We start from the raw sequence: 22,386 nt of genomic DNA, 5'->3' as shown, positions 1-22,386 counted from the left end.
CATGATGTCCGGATGGCGACAATTATTGAGCTGGCTGGGACCGCTGCGGTTGATGCTGGTGCTCAGCGTGCTGGCGTTGCTGGTGCTGCGCCCGGCGCCGGGCACTCCGCCGGTCTATGCCGGTTGGGGCATGGTGTCCACGCTGATCGCCCCGGCGCTGGTGCCGCTTGTCTTCATGGTGCTGCTGCTCGATGCCATCATGGGCGGGGTGTGGCTCGCGAGTTATCCCGGCGAGCGGCGGCGGTATCAGACCGTGATCGGCGTGAGTCTCGGGATGGCGCTGTTGCTGACGCTCTGGTGGTGGCCCTATTTCGGCGCCACCTTGCGCTGACGGTCAGCGAAGATCTGAAGCGGGGCGGCGCGACGACGCAGTCAGTGGCCGGGTTTTTCCACGAGTTTATCGAGCCCGCCTTCCATGTGCAGTTCGGTCAGTTCGGTAAAGCCGCCGATGCACTTGCCATCGATCAGGATCTGGGGAACGGTGCGCGCCCCGTTGGTGACGCGCGCAAACTCGGTGAGCTTGCTGCGGTCGGTGTCGATGCGGATTTCCTCGAACGGGATGTTCCATTTCTGGAGCAGTGCCTTGGCCTTCTGGCAGTAGGGACAGACGCCGGTGCTGTAGATTGTGACTCTCGCCATCGTTGTCTGCTGTTGGCTTCAGGATTTTCTTGATCGCGCCGCCGCGGTCGCGGCGGTGGCGAGTGCCATGACGATACTGAATAGCGTCACGCCGAACAAGCTGACCCAGCCCGATACATCCGCCGGATCGAACAAGGCAGTCAGCGGCGCCAACAGATCGAAACCGGCCGCGGCCTTCTGATGTTTGAACGCATCGAGCAGCGCCACCGACAGCGCGGCAATGCCGAAAGCAACGAGACCGCCGATGACCGCGCGCCGGACCAGTTCCCCCCGGCTCAGTACCCGCGGCTCGATCTCCGCCGGTTGTTGAATCTCCGGCTCGCGTTTGCCCAAGGGTGAAAAGCGCTGCAGCATCAGCATGCCGGGGATGCCGACAGCGATGGTGAACAGAAAGAATTCACGCCAGCCGATGGCATCCACCATGACGCCGGTGACGGGGCCGGCGAGGATGCGTGGCAGCGCGAACAGGCTGGAGAACAGCGCGTACTGGGTGGCGGAAAACTGCTTCATGGTCATGCGCAGCAACAGCACGCTGAAGGCGCCGGTGCCCATGCCGGTGGTGAGACTCTCGAAGCCCATGGCGGCGTACATCAACGGCCGGTTCACGCCGACCTCGGCGATCAGCACGTAGCCCAGGTTGGACGCGATCTGCAACGCCCCGAATACCCACAGGGCATGGCCCAGGCCCATCGCCGTGGTCAGCATGCCGCCGAGAAAGGTGCCGACCAGTGTCGCGATCAAACCGATCGTGGCGGTGGCGATGCCGACGTCGAAATCGTTGAAGCCGGTCTGCACCAGGAACGGCCGGATGAGCGCGCCGCCGAGGTTGTCGGCGAGCTTGTACAGTACGACGAACGCCAGCAGTTCGAGTGCGCGCCGCCTGGAAAGAAATCCCACGAATGGCTCCCACACCGCCTCGCGCAGGGACGGCGGCGTCTGCAATCGGTCAGCGGCGGATTTCGGCGCCAGCAGCGTGACCGCCAGCATCGGCAGGTATAGCAGGGCGAGGATCGTGAACATGACCGGCCAGGACCATAAACCCGCCAGCGTGATGCTGAGTCCCCCGGCCACGAACATGGCGGCGCGGTAGATGGCGATGCGCGCCCCCACGGCCACGCCCTGCTCGTCCGGTTCCAGGACTTCCACGGCGTAGGCGTCGATGGCGATGTCCTGACTCGCCGAGGCGAAGGCGATGGCGAGCGTCAGACTGCCGATGATCCAGAGCGTGTCCGGCCGCAGCGCCACGCCGCCAAGCAGCAAAGTGCCGATCAACAACGCGATCTGCCACAGCAGCGTCCAGCCGAGTTTGCGCCCGAGCCTCGGCAACGGCAGGGCGTAACGGTCCATCAATGGCGACCACAGGAATTTGAAGCTCCACGGCGCCTGCGCCAGCGTGAACAGGCCAATGATGCGGATGTCCACGCCCTCGCGCGCGAGCCAGGTCGGAATCGCGATCCACACGAGACCCAGCGGCAAACCCGAAGAAAAGGAGAGCAGGCTCACCGCGGCCGTGCGCCGGCTGCGCAGCGCCAGCCATACCGCGCGCCAGGAAGAAATCTGTTTGCTCACTGTATTTTTTCTCCGCGCGCGGTTTCGGGCATGTCGCGCTCAGGTGGGACGCGGAGAGGAGTCGTGGCGCGTGCGCCGGCGTCGGGTTTGGTGAATGGTGACTTTCTGAATTTGAGCATTCCCGTCCATGGCGCGCGGCGCCCATCTTAACCGCTTTGGAGCGGCTTTCGCTTTCACCAGCTTAGCAAAGGCAGCGTGACCGTAACCGCCGTTCGCGGGCAGATACCGGACGAAAGGCGTTCACGAAAACCACCCGGTGGGCTATCTCAGTTGAGGCCGGAAAGAACAGTGGACGGCGCCAGCGCTGCCAGAATCGTCATGAAACATCCGATTCAGGCCTGTTTTACGGACGTTTTCAGTTTTCCCCGCCTGGGTCAACCCCTTGATTGTAAAGCTTTATAGCGGGTGGCATAGCTCTTGCAAACTCTGGCCCAAGACAAATGTATTTTGCTTTCGGGGAGCGGGTTATGTACGGATTCAACAGGGAAACAGTGGCGCGTTTGGGCCGCCTGGCGGCGGCCGGCGTGCTCGGCTTTTGGGCATTGGTGACGGCTGTACCCTCACAAGCCGCCCTTTCAGGTTCCGCGTTTCCGGAGGTTCAGTCCGGTCAGGATGTCCGTCCGGAACCGAGTTCCATCAGCGCGAATCAGGTCGCCCTGTCGCAATTCAACACCGGCCAACGTAATGAGGCGGTACGTCTGTGGCAGTCGCAGGCTGACAGCGGCGATGCCGCGGCACAGTTTACCCTGGGTGTGCTGTATAACCGGGGTGACGGCGGCGTGGCCAGGGACTTGATGCAGGCGGTGCACTGGTATCGCAAGGCCGCGGAGCAGGGGCATGCGATTGCCCAGTACAACCTGGGTGTCCTGTACGCCACCGGCACCGGTGTGGCACGCGATCAGGATGCCGCCATTCAGTGGTGGCGCATGGCCGCCCTGCAGGGACACGCCGAGGCGCAATTCAATCTGGGGCTGTTTTACGCTGAAGGCAACGGTGTCCGGCCGGATCCCGCCGAAGCGGTAAAGTGGTGGGGCATGGCCGCGAATCAGGGTCTGGCCGAGGCGCAATTCAATCTGGGCCTGATGTACATGAAGGGCGAAGGCATCGACGAGAATCAGGACGAGGCCGTGCGGCTGTGGCGCCTGTCCGCCAGTCAGGGATTCACCCAGGCCATCGCCCTGCTGAAAGTACTGAGCCTGGATTAGCTCTCTCTCATTAACTCGGCGTCAGGCGCTTCCGTCGCCTGCGCAGTAATCTTCCGTTGTTTTCTCCACCCCCACCGGCTTAACCGGTGGGGGTGCTTGCCATGGGTGCCCAGCCGTTCGTCGCGCCCAGCACGTTTAAATAGCAAAATAAATCAACATGATACATGTATATTCTGACAGCCAGTTGCAGACTGGCGTGAGAATCAGCACAATGCTCCGCAGGGATTTAAATCCATCCAATGGATTAAACCTTTAACAAGTTTTAACTAAGAGGCACTGAGGAGGAGATATCCAATGAAGTTGAAATCTACAAAAATTGGCCGGCTTTTGGCCATGGTACTGGCGTTCGTGCTGGGCTCCGGCAACGCCCTGGCGGCGTCAGAGGAGTACGGCATTTTTGAGCGCATTCTCGAGGCATCGGGGTCGTTCAACGACACCACGGCGGCGCTGGAAAAGGCCTTGGCCGAATCCAACCTGACGCTGCATGCCAAACGCGACATGACCTTTACCGACAAGGTCCAGCAGGCGCGTGTCTACATCATTACTTCGCCCGCCTACATGGAAGCCGCCAAGGATGAGGCGCCCGAGACCATTTCGGCGCAGATTCTGCGTATCGGTGTATACGAGTACGGCGACGGCAAGAAGGTCCATGTCAACATGGCCAACCCGACCGCACACGCGATGGTTTTCTACGCCGGCTCCAAGAACTACGACAAGCTGCTGGCGGCGGCGAAGGCCGTGGGACAGGACATCAAGAATGTCGCGGCCAAGATCCCCGGCACGCAGGTATCCGTGCAGCTGGAACCGATTCGCACCGAGAAGGCATTGAACAAGTTCAACGGTGACGGCCCCGCCAAGATGATGGCCAAGTTCCGTAACTGGAGCGAAAGTCAGAACCTGGCGTTCGACGACAAGCCGGAAAACTTCCAGGCCACCGTGGCCCGCGTGGAAACCGCGCTGCGCGCCAGCCAGGACAAGGGCGTGGAAGACTCCTCGGGCTGGCGTCTGCTGAGCAAGATTCCGGTGGGATCCAACGCGGTCTACTTCGGCATCACCAACGACTACACCGAGAACAAGTGCATCCGTATCAACTCCGACTTCCGCAGCGAAGGCAAGACCAAGGACGCGCCCTATCCGGGCGTGGACCATGCTCCGGCCATGCCGATGGAAGTGCTGGTCATCAACGATGGCAAGAAAGTGAAGACGGTGCACTACGGCCAGATGTGGCGCATGCAGCTGTACTTCTGGGATTCCGGTTACATGGCGTTCGCCAAGAACACCCTGATCCCGAGCATCATCTTCTCATCGATCGATACGACGCTGACGGCCACCGCTTCGGCGGCCCCGGCTGCTGCTCCCGCGAAGTAATCCGTTTCGTTGACGGATAAATCAAGGCCGGAAGGGGCGACCCTTCCGGCCTTTTTATTTTCTGTAGTGCGACTGCGGAATTTGCCGGGCGGCTTGATAAGGCAACGAACGTTCAGGGATCGACGGGCAGCGGCTTGTTGATTTTGCGCAGCATGTTGCGGATGACCAGCTGCTGGTTTTCCAGGTTCTGGCGGCCGGATTCCAGCTCGGCGATACGGTCGCTGAGATTGTCGAAATTCTCGTGCACCTTTTTCAGGTTTTCCAGGCGCTGGTCCATGAGGATCTTGTGCTCGCGCACCTGTGACAGTATCGGCGCCATGATGGCCTTGCTCCAGGCGCGCGCGGCGGCGTTGGCTTCACTGAAAATTTCGCGCGCGCGGCCGACCAGCGTGACGAAGAATTTCTGCACCACAAAGTGCTGTTCCGTGATGACCATCAGCGGACTGTTGCGGAAGGCCTCGGCCTCTTCATAGAGTTTTTGCAGCTGGCTGCGATACGGCAACAGCGAGAAATTGACCGGCTTGATCTTGGCCAGCCCGTGCTCGCTGTGGAATTTATGGTAAATGGCCTGTACCAGGCTGCGTATCTGCTGGGTTTGCTTGTTGGCCCGCTCCATGGCGTCAAGCGCCCCGTCGAACAGCGATTTCATGGCTTCGCGCAGGCCCGACGTGGTCCAGGATTCGGACATACCCTGACGCGTCCGGTCGGCCAAATCGTCGAACGTCTCGACGCTGAGATAATCGAACAGGATCTTGATGTGGTCAGAGAGCACGGCGCGTGTGCCCTGGAAGCTGGCCAATGTCTGGTCATAGGCCAGTTTCTCGTCGCGCAGGCGCGTGACCAGATCCTGGATGGCCTCATTGTTCTCGCCCCCCAGTGCCTGCAGTTCTTCAATTTGTCCGGTGACGGCCGTCAGCCTGGCCTCGATCATGGCGCTGGTGGTCTCGACCATGGAGCCGATGTCGTGGATCACGCGCTCGCGCAGCAATTCCCGCCGCGCCGGGATGATGTCGTCCGACAATTTGGCTTCCAGCGCCGGCAGACCGCTGCGCTCGATCAGGGCATGGTCGGTCTTGATTTTGCCGAGCAATCCTTTTTGCGCGGACAGCGCCAGCACCTGGTTTTTGCTGACGCCGAGCGTGCGCGCCGTCTCCTGCGTCTGGCGCGCGATGGCCGCGGCGATCGCGGTGTCGTTGCTCAACTCGTCCCACAGGTAATCGATTTTGTTCAGCACCACCAGGCGCCCCTTGTCGCGGCTGCCGCGGAGCGGACAGACATGATGATTCCAGACTTCCATGTCGGTTTTGGTGACGCCGGTATCGGCCGCCAGCACGAACAACACTGCTTGTGCGTTCGGCAACATGCTCAGCGTCAGTTCCGGTTCGGTGCCGAGTGCATTGAGTCCGGGGGTGTCCAGCACCACCAGTCCCTGCTTCAGCATGGGATGCGGAAAGTTGATGATCGCGTGACGCCACACCGGAATCTCCACGCTGCCGTCGCCGTTCAGCATGTGCGCCATGGCCTCGACATCGTGACGATAAAGGCCGAGCGCTTCCGCCTGTTTGCGGCTGACCGGTTTGGTCTTGACGGTTTGCTGAAAGGTTTCGGCCAGGTTCCGCGGCGAATCCAGATCCAGCGGCAGCACCGTCCACGCCTCCGGCGTGCGCCGGTATTCCGAAATGGTGGTGGCGGTTTCGCGCGTTTCGATGGGAAGAAGTTTCAGGCACGGTGTTTCGTGGTTGTCCCAGCGCAACTCCGTGGGGCACATGGTCGTACGGCCGGCTTCGGAAGGCAGCAGGCGTTGCCGGTAGTCGGCGAAGAAAATGGCGTTGATGAGTTCGGTTTTACCGCGCGAGAACTCGGCGACTAGGGCGACGGTGAGCTTGTCGGAGCGCAGCGCATCGATGAGTTCATACAACTGCAGGTCTTCCTCGCCGCTGGCGAGGCCGTGGCTTTCAACCCAGGTCTGGTATTCGTTGATGATCTCGATTAATTCATCGCGCCAACGTTTGTAGTCCCCCAGCCTCCGGCTGAACTCGTTGACCGCCAGCCGGGGCTGCTCCTTCTGCCTTTGCGCGCTTATCATTATATTGAATACCCCGCTAATACAGACGGTTAGAATATAAACTTAAATAAAAAGTATATCCAGCCCCAGGCCGGCCCGAAACCGCTGGGCGGGGGCTGAGAGGGTGGGGCGGAGGAGGGCGACTCGGGAGGAGTTACTTCACGTCCCAGTCGAGGTTTTCCGGGAGTTTTTTGGGACAGCGGATGCGCACTTGCTTGTGTTTGGAGCCGGCGCCGCGTTCCAGGGTGACCTGGCTCCTGGGCACGCCAAAAAGCCGCGCCAGCCAGGCAATCAGATGCTCATTGGCCTTGCCTTCCACCGGTGGGGAGGTGAGGCGGATCTTGAGCCGGTCACCCAGCACCCCGGCAATGGCATCCGAACTGGCGCGCGGCTGGATCTGCACTTGCAGGACCAGGTCCGGCCCGTCCCGGCGCAGCCAGCCCACGTCACGGGCGCAGCAGGTGGGCGAGCGCGAGCTGCAACAACTGCAAACCCACGAGTACGACAATTGGCGACAGATCGAGACCCCCGACTGCCGGAAGCAGACGCCGCGCCGGACGCATCAGCGGTTCCGTGAGGCTCACCAGCAGATCGCCGGCGGGGTTCTGGCGCATGCCGTAGGGCATGAACCAGCTCAGGATCACGCGTATCAGGATGGCGTAGAAGTAAACCTGGATGGTGAGCCGCACGAGCGAGACCAGGGAGGCCAGCACCAGCGTCAGCATGGCGGCGGGAAGATCGTTCAGCCACGACAACACATAGACTTCCAGCAGTTGCAGCGCCAGGAGCAATATGAGCGAAGCGAGATCGATGCCCATCAGGCCCGGGATGATCCGCCGCAGCGGTATCAGCAGAGGGTTGGTGAGTGCCACCAGAAACTGGGAGACGGGATTGTAGAAATCGGCACGCGAAAGCTGGAACAGGAAGCGCAGCAGTACTGCCAGGATGTACAGGCCAAACACGACCTGGACGATAAGGGCGCCTGCCTCGGTAAAAAACGAATTCATGCCTTCTTTCCGAACATGTCGGCGATTTCACGCGAGCGGTTGACAGCCGCCTCGATGGCCTTTTTGAACAGTGGGCGAATGCCGCCTTGCTCCAGGACCTTCACCGCCTGTTCCGTGGTGCCGCCCGGCGAGGTCACGCGACGGCGCAATTGTGAGGGTTCCTCGTGGCCTTCGAGCGCCATCTTGGCCGCGCCAAAAGCGGTCTCGAGCGTGAGCAGGCGCGCCTGTTTCGGATCCAGCCCGGATTCGATCGCCGCCTGTTCCAGCGTTTCCATGACGAGAAAGAAATACGCCGGTCCGCTGCCGGACAGGGCAGTCACCACGTCCATCAGGGATTCGTCGGCAAGCCACACCGTCACGCCCACGGCGCGCAGGATGGATTCGGCCTGATTGCGCATGGCCTCGCTCACGCGCTCGTTGGCGTAGAGGCCCGAGGCGCCGCTGCCGATCAGGGCCGCGGTGTTGGGCATGGCGCGCACGATGGGGAGTCCTCCCCCCAGCCAGCGATCGAGGTCCTCGAGGCGCACGCCCGCCGCGATGGAGACGACGAGGGGTTTTTTCTTTTGAACGGAAGGGGCCAGTGCCGCAGCCACTTCTCCAAGAGCCTGCGGCTTGACCGCCAGCACCAGGATATCGGCCTGCGCGGCAACGGCCTGGTTGTCTGCCAGAGTTTTCACGCCCAGGACGGATTCGATCGCCTGTCGCTGCGACGGCTCGGGGTCGGAGAGAATAATCTGGTTTTTGCCCCAGCCGTTTTTCAGCAGCCCGGAGGCCAGACTGCGCGCCATGTTGCCGGCGCCGATGAAGCCAATCAGGGGATGTGCGCCGTGCGTGGAGGTGGAGGCCATGACCGCCGAAGTTTAAAGCTCCGCTCCGTGGAACGGAAGCTGAAAGCTGGTGATGATGGCGCTGAAAACCGCGATTTCCGCGGGATTTGCCGACCGGCGGGTAGACTGTTTGTTTGCAGGTCGGGCCGGAATAGACTAGAAATTAACCCAAGGGCCGAATTTATAACGTTTTTACCATCCACGGCCCACGGAGAACCTGATGGATATCGCCGAACTGCTGGCGTTTGCCTTCAAACAGAACGCCTCGGATCTGCATTTGTCGGCCGGGCTGCCACCGCTGATTCGCGTGGACGGTGACATCAAGCGCATCAACGTGGACCCGCTGGACGACCGCACCGTTCACAACATGGTCTACGACATCATGTCGGACAAGCAGCAGAAGGACTACGAAGAATTCCTCGAGACCGACTTCTCCTTCGAGCTGCCCAATATCGCGCGTTTCCGCGTCAACGCCTTCAACCAGAACCGCGGCCCGGCGGCAGTGTTCCGCACCATTCCCTCGAAGGTGCTGACGCTCGAGCAGCTCAATTGCCCGCCGGTGTTCAAGCAGATCGCCGACCAGCCGCGCGGGATCGTGCTCGTGACAGGACCCACCGGCTCCGGCAAGTCCACGACCCTGGCGGCCATGGTCAACCACATCAACGAAACCGAGCACGGACATATTCTCACCATCGAGGACCCGATCGAATTCGTGCACACCAGCAAGAATTGCCTGATCAACCAGCGCGAGATCGGCAAGGACACGCTCGGCTTCAACAACGCCCTGCGCTCTGCCCTGCGCGAGGACCCGGACGTGATTCTGGTGGGCGAAATGCGCGACCTGGAAACGATCCGCCTGGCGTTGACCGGCGCCGAGACCGGTCACCTGGTTTTCGGAACCCTGCATACGAGCTCCGCGGCCAAGACCATCGACCGCATCATCGACGTGTTCCCGGCGGCGGAAAAGGACATGGTGCGCGCCATGCTTTCCGAGTCCTTGCGCGCAGTCATCTCGCAGACCCTGCTCAAGAAGATCGGCGGCGGCCGCGTGGCGGCGCACGAGATCATGATCGGCACGCCCGCGATCCGCAACCTGATTCGCGAGAACAAGATCGCGCAGATGTATTCGGCCATCCAGACCGGTCAGAATGTGGGCATGTCCACGCTCGACCAGAATCTGACGGATCTGATACGCACGCGCCAGGTGCATGTGGATGACGCCCGTGCCGTGGCCGCCAACAAGGACCTGTTCAGTTCCGCGGCAGCGGTGGCGTCAAGCGGCGGTGGCAAGAAATGAATTTCATCGACCTGCTCAAGCTCATGAAGCACAAGCACGCCTCCGACTTGTTCGTCACGGCCGGGGTGGCGCCCTCCATCAAGGTGGACGGCAAGATCATGCCGGTGACGAAGCAGGCGCTGACCCCGGAGCAGTCGCGCGCCTTCGCCTACGGCATCATGAACGAGGACCAGCGCCGGCAGTTCGAGGCGAGCAACGAATGCAATTTCGCGATCGCGCCGCAGGAGATCGGCCGTTTCCGCGTCAATGTATTTATGCAGCAGCAGCGCGTGGGCATGGTGTTGCGCACCATCAACACCGACATCCCGCGTTTTGACGACCTGCATCTGCCCAAGGTGCTGGCGGACCTGGCGCTGACCAAGCGCGGGCTCATCCTGTTCGTCGGCGGCACCGGTTCGGGCAAATCCACCTCGCTGGCAGCCATGATCGGCTATCGCAACGAGTACAGCTACGGGCACATCCTCACCATCGAGGACCCGGTGGAATACGTGCACGACCACAAGAACTGCATCGTGAACCAGCGCGAGGTCGGTGTCGACACGTCGTCCTACGAAGTGGCGCTGAAAAACGCCATGCGCCAGGCGCCGGATGTGATCCTGATCGGCGAAATCCGTGCACGCGAAACCATGGACCTGGCGATCCAGTTTTCCGAAACCGGCCACTTGTGCCTGTCCACCCTGCACGCCAACAACGCCAACCAGGCACTCGACCGCATCATCAACTTCTTCCCCGAGGACAAGCGCAACCAGCTGCTGATGGACCTGGGGCTCAACCTGAAGGCCATTGTTTCGCAGCGCCTGATCCCGATGAAGAGCGGCAAGGGGCGTGTACCCGCCGTGGAGGTCATGATCAACTCGCCCCTGATCGCCGACCTGATCATGGAAGGCAAGATCCCGGAGATCAAGGATCTCATGGGCAAGTCCACCGAGGCCGGCATGCAGACCTTCGACCAGTCGCTGTTCAGCCTGTACGAGGCCGACCTCATTTCCTATGACGATGCGCTGCGCAATGCCGACTCGGTCAACGACGTGCGCCTGCGCATCAAGCTCGAAGGCAAGGACTCGAAGAGTCGCGAGCTCGGTGAGTCCATGCGTAACGTGACGATCAAATAGAGCTTTGCCGCATCGCGGATTGTTCGAACCAGGACCCTGAAACAAAAAAGCCCCGCGAGGGGCTTTTTTGTCGTGACACCCGGCCAGTCAGGTCTTGGATCCCTCGTAAACCAGTTTTCCGCCCACCAGGGTGTGGGTGACCTTCCCGCGGAACGTCTGTCCCAGGAACGGCGTGTTGTGGCCGCGCGAAACCAGCTTGTCCCCGGTCAGCGTCCAGCGTATTTCAGGATCGAAGATGCAAATATCGGCGGTGGCGCCAATGCCGAGCTGGCCGGTTTCCACGCCGATGATCCCGGCCGGCTTGTGGGTCAGCAGCGCGATGGCTTCCGGCAGCGTGAGCAGTTTCTCGTCCACCAGCCTGAGCGTGAGCGGCAACAGCGTTTCCAGCGCCGAGATACCCGGTTCGGAGCGGGCGAAGGGCGCGAGCTTGGCGTCCGGTTCGTGCGGCTGATGATCCGAACAAATGGCGCTGATGGCGCCGGTCTTGAGCGACTTGCGCAGTCCCTCGCGATCATGCTTCCCGCGCAGCGGCGGACGCACGTGGCACTGGGTATTGAAATCTCCGATGTCGTGTTCGGTCAGGTGCAGATGATGCGCGGTGGTGTCGGCGCTCACCGGCAGCCCTTTTTTCTGCGCCTGGGCCACCATGGCCGCGGCGCGCGCGCTGGACAACCCGCAGAAATGCGCGCGGCACCCGGTCTGTTCGATCAGCGCGAGATCACGCGCGACGCCGACAGTTTCAGCGGCCTCCGGTATGCCCGGAAGTCCAAGGCGCGTGCCGACTTCGCCTTCGTGCACGCAGCCGCCGTTGCGAAGCCACGGGTCTTCGGCGTGCAGGAACACGGTGAGGTCGAGGGTGGCGGCGTATTCGAGCGCGCGGCGCATCACCAGCGTGTCGGTAACGGGCGACAGGGCGTTGGTGAAGCCGACGCAGCCGGCTTCGTCGAGCGCCTCCATGTCGGCCAACAGCTTGCCTTCGAGGCGCTGGGTCAGCGCCCCCAGTGGATGGATGAAGGCCAGCCCGAAGCGCCAGGCGCGCGACTGCAGCATCTGGGCCATGGCCGGGGTGTCGATGACGGGCAGGGTGTCGGGCGGGCAGCACAGCGTGGTGATACCGGCGGCGACGGCGGCATGCACTTCGGATTCGATCGTGGCCTTGTATTCCAGCCCCGGTTCGCGCAGCCGCGCGCGCAGGTCGACCAGACCCGGACAGACGATCCGGCCGCGCGCGTCAATGGTTTTCTTCGCCTTGAATCCCGGCGGCGCCTTGCCGACGCCGGCCACGAAACCGCCGTCATCGATAAAAAGGTCCTTTTTGCCGTCCACGTTGTTGGCCGGGTCAATGAGGTGACCGCCCTGGATGACGAGGGTCATTGATGTTTCTTCCTTTCGGCCGGCTTGCGGCTCGCGGGATCGCGAGTCGCGGGTTCGCGAATCGCCGGTGTCCCGCCCATGATCAGCGCCATCACCGCCATGCGCACGGCGATTCCATAAGTCACCTGCGGCAGGATCACCGACTGCGGGCCATCGGCCACGGCCGAGTCGATTTCGAGTCCCCGATTCATCGGGCCCGGGTGCATGACGATGGCGTCCTTCGCCGCCAGCGCCAGCTTCGCGGGTGTGAGCCCGTAGAGATTGAAATATTCATGCTCGCTCGGGATATGCGCGCCCTGCATGCGTTCGCGCTGCAACCGCAACATCATGACCACGTCCACGCCGTCGAGGCCCTCTTCCATGCGGGTGCAGGGACGCACGCCGAGTTTCTCCACCGCCACCGGCAGCAGCGTTTTGGGCGCGACCACGCGCAGTTCCGCCACGCCCAGCGCCTTGAGCGCCTGAATCTGCGAGCGCGCCACGCGCGAGTGCAGGATGTCCCCGACGATGGCGACCTTGAGTTTCCCGAACGCGCCCTTATGGCGGCGGATGGTGAACATGTCGAGCAGGCCCTGTGTCGGATGCGCGTGGCGCCCGTCGCCGGCGTTGATGATGCGCACGTGCGGCGGCACGTGGCGCGCGATCAGGTGCGCCGCGCCGGATTCGGCGTGGCGCACCACGAACAGGTCGGTGTGCATGGCCTCGAGGTTGCGGATGGTGTCGAGCAGGGTTTCGCCCTTGCTGGTGCTGGAAGCGCCGACGTTCAGGTTGATCACGTCGGCCGAGAGGCGCTTGGCGGCGATCTCGAAGGTGGTGCGGGTGCGGGTGCTGGATTCGAAGAACAGGTTGACGACGGTCTTGCCGCGCAGCAGCGGGATTTTCTTGATCTCGCGTTCGCCCACCGAGATGAACGATTCGGCGGTATCCAGGATTTCCAGAATGGTTTGACGGGAAAGACCTTCAATGGTGAGCAGATGGCGCAAGCGCCCGGCGTCATCGAACTGCAGGCCTTGATTCACCCGTTGGCCTCCTGGATGCGCAGCTCGAGTTTTTCCGGACCGGACAGTTTCACGTGCTGGTTTTTGCCGAGCTTGACGCGCTCGCCCACGACCTGGGGCTCGATGGGCAGCTCGCGCCCGCCGCGCTCGACGAGGCAGGCGAGCAGCACCGAGGCCGGGCGACCGTAGTCGAAAATTTCGTTGAGTGCGGCGCGGATGGTGCGCCCGGTGTGCAACACGTCATCCACCAGGATCAGGTGGCGATCCTCGACGTTCACCGGCAGATGCGAGGTCCGAACCTGCGGGTTCATGCCGACGCGCGTGAAGTCATCGCGATAGAAGGAGATGTCGAGCGTGCCGAGCTCTTCTTTCAGATCGAGCATTTGGTGCAATCGCTCGGCCACCCAGACGCCGCCGGTGTGGATGCCGATCATGAGCGGATGGCTTTTGAGCGCCGGCCGCAGCTGTTCGGCCATGCGCGCCAGCGCCGCTTCAACGTCGATCACCGCCGTCACGGGCTTTCTCCGGGGAGTTCGTTAAGGAAAGCCTGCAGGATGGTCTGGGCCGCCACCTGGTCGAGCCGGGACTTGTGCCGCCTCATGGGAACGCCCGCCTCGTTCAGGACATCCCGGGCGACCAGCGTTGAGAGGCGTTCATCCACCATGTGTACCGGCAAATTGTAGCGTTCCTTGAGGCGTTGTCCAAACGCCCGGGCGGCGCGGGTCATGGGGTTGTCGCTGCCGTCCATGTTGAGCGGCAGGCCGACCACCAGGGCATGCGGGTGCCATTCCTTGATCAGCCGGGAAAGGCGCACCCAATCGGGGTTTTTGGCCGAGCCGCGCAGGGTGGTCACGGGTTCGGCCTGGCGCGAGTGGCTGCTGCCGACGGCGACGCCGATGTATTTTTCCCCGTAGTCGAAAGCCAGATAGGTTACCGCTGTCATCAGGCGTGGCCGGCCTCGCTGGAGAGCGTGGCGAGGTCGACACCCACGAGCTGCGCCGCGGCCTTCCAGCGCTGTTCCACCGGCAGGTCGAAGATGATCTCCCGGCTCGCGGGACCGGAGAGCCAGGAATTTTCGGTGATCTCGCGTTCCAGTTGCCCCGCGCCCCAGCCGGCGTAGCCGAGGGCGACGATGAATTTTTCCGGGCCGCGGTTTTCCGCGATGGCCTCGAGAATGTCGCGCGAGGTCGAGACGCCGAATCTGTCGGTCACCGGCAGGGTGGATTCCCAGTCGCCGAGCGGTTCGTGCAGCACGAAGCCGCGGTTGTTCTGCACCGGGCCGCCGAGGTAAACCACGTCATCCGCATAGCTGGCCTTGTCCGGCGCGATGCCGAGCTGGTCGAAGATGTCGCTGAGATGAAGGTCGGTCAGGCGGTTGATCACGATGCCCATGCTGCCTTCCCCGGAATGCTCGCAGATGAGCGTGACGCTGCGCGCGAAATTCGCGTCCGCCAGGCTCGGCATGGCGATCAGGAAATGATTCGTGAGCGAATCAGGGCCTTTCATGACGGACAGTATCCGGCAGCCGGACGTTGAACTCAAGATTGAGTTCAGTTTTCGCTGGTAAGCGTGTCGTTAAACCGCCAGGTCCGCGTGATATGCATTTCATCCATATCGGAACGGATGTCATCAGGAAATGGTTGAAAGGGAGACGAAAGCTCAACGATGTGTTTTGCCGCATCATCCAGCACCTTGTGGCCCGAACTTCTGATCAGTTCTATTGTCTTCACGCTGCCGTCCGGAGCCAGTATGACGCCGAGCTGCAGTGAGCCGCGAATACTCCGGCGTTTTGCCTCCGCGGGATAATTCAGGTTTCCGATGCGCTCTACCTTCGCCCGGAAACCTTCCAGATAGACGGCGTATTTGTATTCCTGGGTCCGCGCGTTGAGAAATTTGCGCCGCGGGCGTTTTTGGTATTCCTGCCAGGTGCGATCGATCTCTGCGTTCAGTCGTGCACGCTCCTCCTGGATTTCCTGGTGCGTCATGAGCCCCAGGATTGGCGGCTGCAATTGCAGCTCCTTCTTGTCCGGCTGGCTTTCCTGCTGCTTGATCTTCCGGGCTTCGTTCCGGGACAACAGCGTGGTTTTTTCGCGCAGCGATTCCACGCGTTTCTCCGGCATGGACTGGAACGTGGGAAAGTCGCGGTTCACGGGGCTGATCTCGCGCACCGGCAACGGGTTCTTGGCGATCTCCTGGGTGTCGCTGTCGCCGCCGCCGTCCTGGTTCGCCTGCGCCAGGAATTCCGCATCCTGCGGGCGCTTGTCGCTTGACGTCTGCACCAGGGCGATTTCAAGCGAGGGCAACCCGGGCAGGTCGCGCAGCTTGGGCAGGGTGAAGGTTACGCCCAGGATCAGCACCATGTGCACCAGGAACGAGCCGAACATGGTCACCCCGAAGCGGTCGGCCTGGGAAATGCCCGAAATCGTTTGCGTCGTCATGCGCCGTAAGAAAAATTCAAAATAATATTATTCGCCGCAGAGACGCGGAGAACGCAGAGATTTTTCCTGTTTGAGTATCATTGATTTCCCTCTGCGCTCTCTGTGTCTCTGCGGCAGGAATTCATAAAAAGTATATCTCAACCCTGCCGATGCACCCGCTGCCGGGCCAGCCGGGCGGCGATGGCGTCCATGAGCCCGGCGCTGATACGGAGGCCGTATTGCCGGTCAAGTTCCCGGATGCAGGTCGGGCTGGTGACGTTGATTTCCGTCAGGTAATCGCCGATCACGTCCAGCCCCACGAACAATAATCCCTTTTCACGCAGCGTGGGGCCGACCTGGGCGCAGATCCAGCGGTCGCGTTCGGACAGCGGCACCCCGGTCCCGGTGCCGCCGGCGGCGAGGTTGCCGCGGGTCTCGCCAGCCGCCGGGACGCGCGCCAGCGCATAGGGGACGGGCTCGCCGTCGATCAGCAGGATGCGCTTGTCGCCCTGGGAAATTTCCGGGAGGAAGCGCTGTGCCATGGCATAGCGCGATTCACGTGCAGTCAGGGTTTCGATGGTGACGTTCACGTTGGGATCGTCGCGGCGCACGCGAAACACCGACTCCCCGCCCATGCCGCCCAGCGGCTTGAGCACGATGTCGCCGTGCTCGGCGAGGAAATCGCGGATGCGCGAGGCGGCGCGCGTCACCAGCGTGGGTGGCGTGCATTGCGGGAACCAGGCGGTGAAAAGCTTTTCGTTGGCGTCGCGCAGGCTGCGCGGGCGGTTCACCACCAGCACGCCGGCGTCTTCGGCGCGTTCCAGAAGATAAGTGGAGTAGATGTACTCCATGTCGAATGGCGGGTCCTTGCGCATCAGGATGACATCGAACTCGGACAGCGGCCCCGTGGTTTCCTTGCCCCATTCGAACCAGCGTTGGGGGTCGTCGAACACCTTGAGTCCACGCTGCCGTGCCAGGGCCTGTCCGTCGCGCAGGAACAGGTCACCCTGTTCCATGTAGCGGATCGGCCAGCCGCGCGTCTGCGCCTCGAGCAGCATCGCGAGCGTGCTGTCCTTGTAAGCCTTGATGGAGCCGATGGGGTCCATCACCACGCCGAGTTTGATTGTCATAAGATTATTAACCGCCAAGACGCCAAGTTTTTATCATTGAAAATAATTTTTCTTGGCGACCTTGGCGTTTTGGCGGTGAGAATTCATAGTTTTTTGACATTTATCCGCGTTAATCTGCGGATGCTTTTTTTAATTCTTGCTTATCGGAAGCCTCCGCGGCTTCGCGGAATTCACGCGCGGCGGCGAGCAGGGCGAGACGCGCGATGACGCCGTAGGCGTAGAAGCGGTTGGGATGGGCGTCCGGGGCCAGCTGCGGGTCGGGGTAGGCGCAGGTTTCGGCGAAGGCCAGCGGTTCGAAGTGCATCCCGGGGGAATTCAGGTTTTCATCGGGTCGGCGGTCGGTGTGCACGCGGTAGAAACCGCCGATCACGTAACGGTCGATCATGTAAACCACCGGTTCGGCCACGGCGTTTTTCGTGCCCCAGGTTTCGAAGGTGTACACGCCTTCCTGCACCATGACGTCGTGCACCGCCTGGCCCTCTTTAAGATGTGACATTTTGGTCCGTTGCTTGCGATTGAGCGAACGCACCTCGTCGGCGCTTTTGATCGTCAGGATCGCCATGCCGTAGGTGCCGGCGTCGGCCTTGACGATGGCGAAGGGCTCCTGGTCAATGCCGTACTCGCGGTACTTGACGCGCACCTCGCCCAGCACCTCGTCGACATAATTGGCCAGGCATTCCTCGCCCTCGCGTTTTTCGAAATTGATCTTGCCGCATTTGCGAAACACCGGATTGATCAGCCACGGGTCCAGGCTCACGAGTTCGGCGAATTCCCTGGCGATCTGCTGGTAATGGGCGAAGTGCCGGGACTTGAGCCGCTTCCACCAGCCGAGCGCGGCGGGCGGGACCAGCGGCTGATCGAGATTGTCCAGCATCGGCGGCAGCCCGCCCGACAGATCGTTGTTGAGCAGCGCGAAGCAGGGGTTGAAACCGGCCACCGTGACTTTATTGTCCTCCCGGATCAGCGGCTCCAGCGTAATGCGCCGGCCCGAGGGCAGCTCGATGACTCTCGGCTCGCTCAGGTCGGGCAGCAGTGAACCCACGCGCACGCGCAGGCCGGCCAGGGTCAGGATTTCGACGAGGGTCGCGAGGTTTTCAAAGTAATAGGTGTTGCGCGTGTGATTTTCCGGAATCACCAGCACGCCGCCGGCGCTGGGGCAGATGCGTTCGAGCGCGGCCTGCACCGCCTGCACCGCGAGTGACTCGAAGGCCGGATTGAGATTGTTGAAGCCGCCCGGGAACAGGTTGGTGTCCACCGGCGCCAGCTTGAAGCCGGCGTTGCGCAGGTCCACGGAACAATAGAAGGGGGCGGGGGTCTGGAGCCACTGGGAGCGGAACCAGCGCTCGATACCGGCCTGGTTCTGCAGCAGATGGGCCTCGATTTCCAGCAGCGGCCCGGTCAGGGCCGTGGTCAGGTGTGGAACGTCTGCCCAAGCTTCATTACCCATGATTCCCTGACTTATCCCTTAAATGAATGAATTGACAGTGACCCCATGGTAGCCGATTGGTTCTGCCCAAGGTATGCCCGGGGCGGTTTGGCATGAATCCTGCTGACATTCAGCTATTTTGGGCGCCGGGCCCGCCGGGGGCGGCTGGCTGGCGCAGGGATTTCGGGCACCTGCCAAAGCTTGGACTATATTGTGTAGGGAACAGCCAGCGGGTGGTATGTGCATGGATTTCAGGGAGAATTTGTGCTACCAAATCATTGTTGTAGCAAAATAACTGCACAAATTACATCACACACCGATTCATTGCCGCGCGCTTGGGCCGTAATCAGCGTCCAGCGTGCAGGATGTCGGCGAGGGTAGCGCGCGTGAGCATCAAAGTGATGATTATTGACGACAGTAACACGATTCGACGCACGGCCGAGGCGCTGCTGAAAAAGGCCGGCTACGAGGTTTATACCGCGGCCGACGGATTCGAGGCCATGTCGATGATCACGGACAACAATCCGGACATCATTTTCGTCGACATCATGATGCCGCGCCTGGACGGGTACCAGACCTGCCAGCTGATCAAGAACAACAAGAAGTTCCGGGACACGCCGGTGATCATGCTGTCGAGCAAGGACGGGCTTTTCGACCGGGCCCGCGGACGCATCGCCGGGTCGGAAGAGCATGTGAACAAGCCGTTCACCCAGGAAGAGCTGATCGACGTCATCAACAAGTACGTGCACTGATCGGAACGGGTGAGCGGGACGGAAATTTTAACGCAGTGAATGGAGCGGTCTATGGCCATAAAAAATGTATTGATCGTGGATGATTCGGCGACGGACTCTCACCTCCTGGGTGAGATGCTGAAGAAAAATGGTTACACCGTGCTCACGGCGACCAGCGGCGAGGAGGGTATCGCCAAGGCGAAGAAGGACAAGCCCGATCTGATTCTCATGGATATCGTGATGCCGGGCATGAGCGGTTTCGAGGCCACGCGCGCCATCAGCAAGGACCCCGAGACCTCGTCCATTCCGGTCATCGTCTGTTCCACCAAGGGACAGGAGACCGACAAGGCCTGGGGCTTGCGCCAGGGCGCGAAGGATTACATCGTCAAACCGGTCGTGGAAAAGGTTTTGATGGAGAAGATCAGGGCACTGTGAGCATGGCCCAGACCCGACAAGATCCGTACGAGCTGCTGCGCAAGATGCAGCAGGAGAGCCTGGAGAATGCCCCCGGGCTCCCGCAGGAGGTCGAGGCCACCAAGCTGTGGTCCGGCGTGGGATTCCGGCTGGGTGACATCATGCTGGTGACGCCGCTGGATCACGTGCTCGAGATTCTGCCGCCACCGGCGATGACGCTGGTGCCGGGGGTGAAATCGTGGCTCAAGGGCGTGGCCAACGTGCGCGGCAACCTGATCACGATCATCGATTTGCCGGAGTATTACGGCAAGCCGTCGGTGTTCCAGGACGACAAGGCACGCATGCTCATCATGAACGTGCCGGGCCTGAACGCGGGATTGCTGGTGAACGAGGTGCTGGGTTTGCGGCACTTCGACGAGGAGCTGGAGCGCCAGGATCTGTCCGGTCTGGACGATCCGGTGCTGGTTCAGCTGAATGGCGCGTTTCTGCGCGACAACGTGCTGTGGGGCGTGTTCGACATGAAGTCGCTGGCGGAAAGCCCCGGGTTCCGGCATGTCGCGACTTGAGTCGTAAAGGGATTTTGCGGGACGCCCCGGTTTCTGGCGTTGGAAAATTTTTGACAGATCTCAGTTTGAGATGAGGTGACAGCATGGCTAGAAAAAATTCATCCCAGGACGGCCTGATGGACCAGCCTTCCGAGGACATCATCGAGCTTTCGGAAGGCGGCGCTCCGGCGGCAGCGGACCAGTTTGTCGAGGTCGGCAAGCCGGGATCATCCCCTCTGACCGGCGGCATCATGAGCATGTTCGGCGGCCTGCCCTTCCTGCTGGGCGGCATGGTTATCGCCATGATCGCCATGATCTGGCTGCTGGTGGTCAACGCCCAGCGGTCCGAGCGCGAATCCAAGTACATCGAGCAATCCTCGCAACTGCTGATGTTGTCGCAGCGCCTGGCGAAGGATGCGCGCGAGGCGGTGCTGGGCCAGCCGACCGCGTTCCGGACCCTCAAGGAATCGCGCGACAAGTTCGACTCCATCGTTACGTCACTGCGCGACGGCAACCCCAACCAGGGCGTGATCGCGAGCCCGCAGGAGATTGCCACGGGTCCGTTGCAGGAGATCGTCAAGCTGTGGTCGCCCAAGCCGAACGAAGGTCTGCGCGCCCAGGTGGACCAGATTTTGTCGCTGGAAAAATCCCTGTTCAACATGCATGACTCGGTCATGGCGATCAACCAGATGAGCCCGATGCTGCTCACGGTTTCGGATGAAATCGTGGAACTCGGCAGCAAGGCCGGCCTGAAGCAGGAACAGCTTTATCTGGCAGGCCGCCAAGGCATGCTTTCGCAGCGCATCGCCAAGGACGTCAACCTGTTCTCGCAGGGCGGTAACGAAGCCGCGGTCGCGGCGGCGCAGTTCGGCAAGGACGCCAAGCTGTTCAAGGAATCGGACGAAAAACTGCGCAAGGTCGCGCCACCCTCCGTGCGCGAGAAACTCGATGAATCCGCGGCCATTTTCGGCGAGATTAACAACCACGTCGAAGGCATTCTCGGCAACGCGGCGGAACTGTTCGTCTCCCAGCGTGCCAGCCAGTCCGTGTTCGAACAATCCGATCCGATGCTGAAGAAGTCGACGGAACTGGTGGATGCTTATTCGAGAATGGCGGAGCAGCGCACCGGCATCCGCACCTCCATCTTTGTTGCCGGTTTTGCCTCGCTGCTGTTCCTGTTCCTGCTGGCCCGCAAGCTGATCGTGGACGCCCGTGACCGTGCAAAACAAAGTTCGGAACAGAACCGCCAGAGTCAGGACGCGATTCTCAAACTGCTCGACGAAATGGGCGACCTCGCTGACGGTGACCTCACGATTCAGCCCGAGGTGACCGAGCAGATCACGGGCGCGATCGCGGACTCGATCAACTACGCGGTGCGCGAAATGCGCAACCTCGTGGTGCGCATCAAGAACGCCGCGCAACAGGTGGCCGTCGCGTCGGAACACTCGCGCCAGACGGCGACCGAGCTGACCGAGGCCGCGTTGCGGCAGGCGGCGCAGATCTCCGAAGCCACCGGCAAGATGGTGGCCATGGCGCGCTCGATGGAGGACATGTCCAAGAGCGCCGAGCGTTCCGCCGAAGTGGCGCAGGGCTCGGTCGCGACCGCCAAGCGCGGCGCGGCGGCGGTGCAGGACACGATCACGGGCATGGACGGCATGCGCGAGCAGATTCAGGAGACTGCCAAACGCATCAAGCGCCTCGGCGAATCGTCGCAGCAGATCGGTGAAATCGTGGAACTGATCAACGACATCGCCGAGCAGACCAACATCCTCTCGCTGAACGCCGCGATTCAGGCGGCCATGGCCGGCGAGGCGGGACGCGGCTTCGCGGTGGTGGCGGACGAAGTGCAACGACTGGCGGAGCGCTCGGCCGAAGCGACCAAGCAGATCGCCGACCTGGTGAAGACCATTCAGGCTGACACCAACGAAGCGGTGGCCTCGATGGAACAGGCGACCAACGGCGTGGTGCAGGCAACGCGCCTGGCCGACGCCGCCGGGCAGGCGCTGGGCGAGATCGAATCGGTGTCCGAGCAACTGTCGAGCCTGATCGTGAACATCGCGCGTGATGCCCAGCGACAGTCACAGACGGCCACCGACGTATCCGGTAGCATGGCGAAAATTCAGGAAACCACCACGCTTACCTCTTCGGGCAGCCGGCAAACGGCGGAAGCCATCGGCAAGCTCTCCGACCTGGCGCGCGAGCTGCAGGCCTCGGTGGCGGGTTTCAAGCTGCCGGCATAGCGTCGCGGCGGCGTTCCGCCGT

At 61.8% G+C, this 22,386-nt stretch carries 23 protein-coding genes; 9 read left to right on the top strand and 14 right to left on the bottom strand.

Features of this window, described 5'->3' with window-relative positions; translation table 11 throughout:
• Position 1 precedes the first annotated feature (1 nt).
• Complete coding sequence (locus tag SCL_RS12140) at positions 2-331, top strand: hypothetical protein (protein WP_148665089.1); 330 nt, start codon at positions 2-4, stop codon at positions 329-331.
• Positions 332-372: 41 nt separating this feature from the next.
• On the opposite strand, the gene grxC is transcribed toward SCL_RS12140, so the two are convergent.
• Both grxC and SCL_RS12130 read right to left on the bottom strand, forming a co-directional pair.
• On the bottom strand, positions 373-639 hold the full coding sequence (grxC, locus tag SCL_RS12135; protein ID WP_096361446.1) for a glutaredoxin 3: 267 nt from the start codon (positions 637-639) through the stop codon (positions 373-375).
• 18 nt (positions 640-657) lie between these two features.
• On the bottom strand, positions 658-2,208 hold the full coding sequence (locus SCL_RS12130; protein ID WP_096361445.1) for an AmpG family muropeptide MFS transporter: 1,551 nt from the start codon (positions 2,206-2,208) through the stop codon (positions 658-660).
• A 467-nt stretch (positions 2,209-2,675) separates the two neighbouring features.
• Between SCL_RS12130 and SCL_RS12125 the strand changes: the two genes are divergently transcribed.
• Together SCL_RS12125 and SCL_RS12120 are read left to right on the top strand one after the other, a co-directional pair.
• The gene (locus SCL_RS12125) at positions 2,676-3,413 is read left to right on the top strand and encodes a tetratricopeptide repeat protein (protein ID WP_172426043.1); all 738 of its coding nucleotides are present in this window, start codon (positions 2,676-2,678) and stop codon (positions 3,411-3,413) included.
• A 294-nt stretch (positions 3,414-3,707) separates the two neighbouring features.
• Positions 3,708-4,781, top strand: coding sequence for a DUF302 domain-containing protein (locus tag SCL_RS12120; RefSeq protein WP_148665088.1), 1,074 nt, complete (start codon positions 3,708-3,710; stop codon positions 4,779-4,781).
• Positions 4,782-4,893: 112 nt separating this feature from the next.
• On the opposite strand, the gene SCL_RS12115 is transcribed toward SCL_RS12120, so the two are convergent.
• The 4 genes from SCL_RS12115 to proC form a co-directional block, all read right to left on the bottom strand.
• Positions 4,894-6,867 carry a dynamin family protein gene (locus SCL_RS12115; protein ID WP_096361442.1) on the bottom strand — a complete coding sequence of 658 codons (1,974 nt, stop codon included), beginning with the start codon at positions 6,865-6,867 and terminating at the stop codon, positions 4,894-4,896.
• A 133-nt stretch (positions 6,868-7,000) separates the two neighbouring features.
• Positions 7,001-7,291, bottom strand: coding sequence for a DUF167 family protein (locus SCL_RS12110; RefSeq protein WP_096361441.1), 291 nt, complete (start codon positions 7,289-7,291; stop codon positions 7,001-7,003).
• A 1-nt stretch (position 7,292) separates the two neighbouring features.
• On the bottom strand, positions 7,293-7,853 hold the full coding sequence (locus SCL_RS12105; RefSeq protein ID WP_096361440.1) for a YggT family protein: 561 nt from the start codon (positions 7,851-7,853) through the stop codon (positions 7,293-7,295).
• Entirely contained in the window at positions 7,850-8,701 is an 852-nt protein-coding gene (gene proC / locus SCL_RS12100; protein ID WP_096361439.1) for a pyrroline-5-carboxylate reductase, read from the bottom strand. Before proC ends, SCL_RS12105 begins: the two co-directional genes overlap by 4 nt.
• A gap of 199 nt (positions 8,702-8,900) precedes the next feature.
• On the opposite strand from proC, the gene SCL_RS12095 reads away from it, so the two are divergent.
• Together SCL_RS12095 and SCL_RS12090 are read left to right on the top strand one after the other, a co-directional pair.
• The gene (locus SCL_RS12095; protein WP_096361438.1) at positions 8,901-9,977 is read left to right on the top strand and encodes a type IV pilus twitching motility protein PilT; all 1,077 of its coding nucleotides are present in this window, start codon (positions 8,901-8,903) and stop codon (positions 9,975-9,977) included.
• Positions 9,974-11,089 (top strand): PilT/PilU family type 4a pilus ATPase, encoded by a 1,116-nt coding sequence (locus SCL_RS12090; RefSeq protein WP_096361437.1) that lies wholly within the window; start codon positions 9,974-9,976, stop codon positions 11,087-11,089. Before SCL_RS12095 ends, SCL_RS12090 begins: the two co-directional genes overlap by 4 nt.
• Positions 11,090-11,176: 87 nt before the next feature.
• Here the strand turns inward: SCL_RS12090 and SCL_RS12085 are convergent, their stop codons facing one another.
• The 8 genes from SCL_RS12085 to gshA form a co-directional block, all read right to left on the bottom strand.
• Positions 11,177-12,463, bottom strand: coding sequence for a dihydroorotase (locus tag SCL_RS12085; RefSeq protein ID WP_096361436.1), 1,287 nt, complete (start codon positions 12,461-12,463; stop codon positions 11,177-11,179).
• Positions 12,460-13,482: an aspartate carbamoyltransferase catalytic subunit gene (locus SCL_RS12080; protein ID WP_197702628.1), complete on the bottom strand. Its 1,023-nt coding sequence runs from the start codon at positions 13,480-13,482 to the stop codon at positions 12,460-12,462. The genes SCL_RS12085 and SCL_RS12080 overlap by 4 nt, the downstream gene beginning before the upstream one ends.
• Positions 13,479-13,937, bottom strand: a complete 459-nt coding sequence (gene pyrR, locus SCL_RS12075; RefSeq protein WP_096361978.1) for a bifunctional pyr operon transcriptional regulator/uracil phosphoribosyltransferase PyrR — start codon at positions 13,935-13,937, stop codon at positions 13,479-13,481. The genes SCL_RS12080 and pyrR overlap by 4 nt, the downstream gene beginning before the upstream one ends.
• A 35-nt stretch (positions 13,938-13,972) precedes the next feature.
• Positions 13,973-14,404: a Holliday junction resolvase RuvX gene (ruvX, locus tag SCL_RS12070; RefSeq protein WP_096361435.1), complete on the bottom strand. Its 432-nt coding sequence runs from the start codon at positions 14,402-14,404 to the stop codon at positions 13,973-13,975.
• Positions 14,404-14,967 (bottom strand): YqgE/AlgH family protein, encoded by a 564-nt coding sequence (locus SCL_RS12065; RefSeq protein ID WP_096361434.1) that lies wholly within the window; start codon positions 14,965-14,967, stop codon positions 14,404-14,406. The genes ruvX and SCL_RS12065 overlap by 1 nt, the downstream gene beginning before the upstream one ends.
• 44 nt (positions 14,968-15,011) lie before the next feature.
• On the bottom strand, positions 15,012-15,899 hold the full coding sequence (locus tag SCL_RS12060; protein WP_096361433.1) for an energy transducer TonB: 888 nt from the start codon (positions 15,897-15,899) through the stop codon (positions 15,012-15,014).
• Between the two features lie 137 nt (positions 15,900-16,036).
• Positions 16,037-17,008, bottom strand: coding sequence for a glutathione synthase (gene gshB, locus SCL_RS12055; protein ID WP_096361432.1), 972 nt, complete (start codon positions 17,006-17,008; stop codon positions 16,037-16,039).
• 109 nt (positions 17,009-17,117) lie between these two features.
• Positions 17,118-18,455, bottom strand: a complete 1,338-nt coding sequence (gene gshA, locus SCL_RS12050; protein WP_096361431.1) for a glutamate--cysteine ligase — start codon at positions 18,453-18,455, stop codon at positions 17,118-17,120.
• 344 nt (positions 18,456-18,799) lie between these two features.
• Here gshA and SCL_RS12045 point away from each other — a divergent pair, with 344 nt between their 5' ends.
• The 4 genes from SCL_RS12045 to SCL_RS12030 all read left to right on the top strand — a co-directional run bounded on the left by SCL_RS12045 (position 18,800) and on the right by SCL_RS12030 (position 22,364).
• Positions 18,800-19,186 carry a response regulator gene (locus tag SCL_RS12045; RefSeq protein WP_096361430.1) on the top strand — a complete coding sequence of 129 codons (387 nt, stop codon included), beginning with the start codon at positions 18,800-18,802 and terminating at the stop codon, positions 19,184-19,186.
• A 51-nt stretch (positions 19,187-19,237) separates the two neighbouring features.
• Complete coding sequence (locus SCL_RS12040; RefSeq protein WP_172426042.1) at positions 19,238-19,600, top strand: response regulator; 363 nt, start codon at positions 19,238-19,240, stop codon at positions 19,598-19,600.
• Between the two features lie 2 nt (positions 19,601-19,602).
• On the top strand, positions 19,603-20,145 hold the full coding sequence (locus SCL_RS12035; RefSeq protein ID WP_096361429.1) for a chemotaxis protein CheW: 543 nt from the start codon (positions 19,603-19,605) through the stop codon (positions 20,143-20,145).
• 83 nt (positions 20,146-20,228) lie between these two features.
• Positions 20,229-22,364, top strand: coding sequence for a methyl-accepting chemotaxis protein (locus SCL_RS12030; RefSeq protein ID WP_096361428.1), 2,136 nt, complete (start codon positions 20,229-20,231; stop codon positions 22,362-22,364).
• Positions 22,365-22,386 lie beyond the last annotated feature (22 nt).

Origin of the sequence: Sulfuricaulis limicola (assembly GCF_002355735.1) — a bacterium.
GTDB classification, from domain to species: Bacteria; Pseudomonadota; Gammaproteobacteria; order Acidiferrobacterales; family Sulfurifustaceae; genus Sulfuricaulis; species Sulfuricaulis limicola.
The sequence above is the reverse complement of the archived record's forward strand: the minus strand, read 5'-3'. Positions and strand labels throughout refer to the sequence as shown.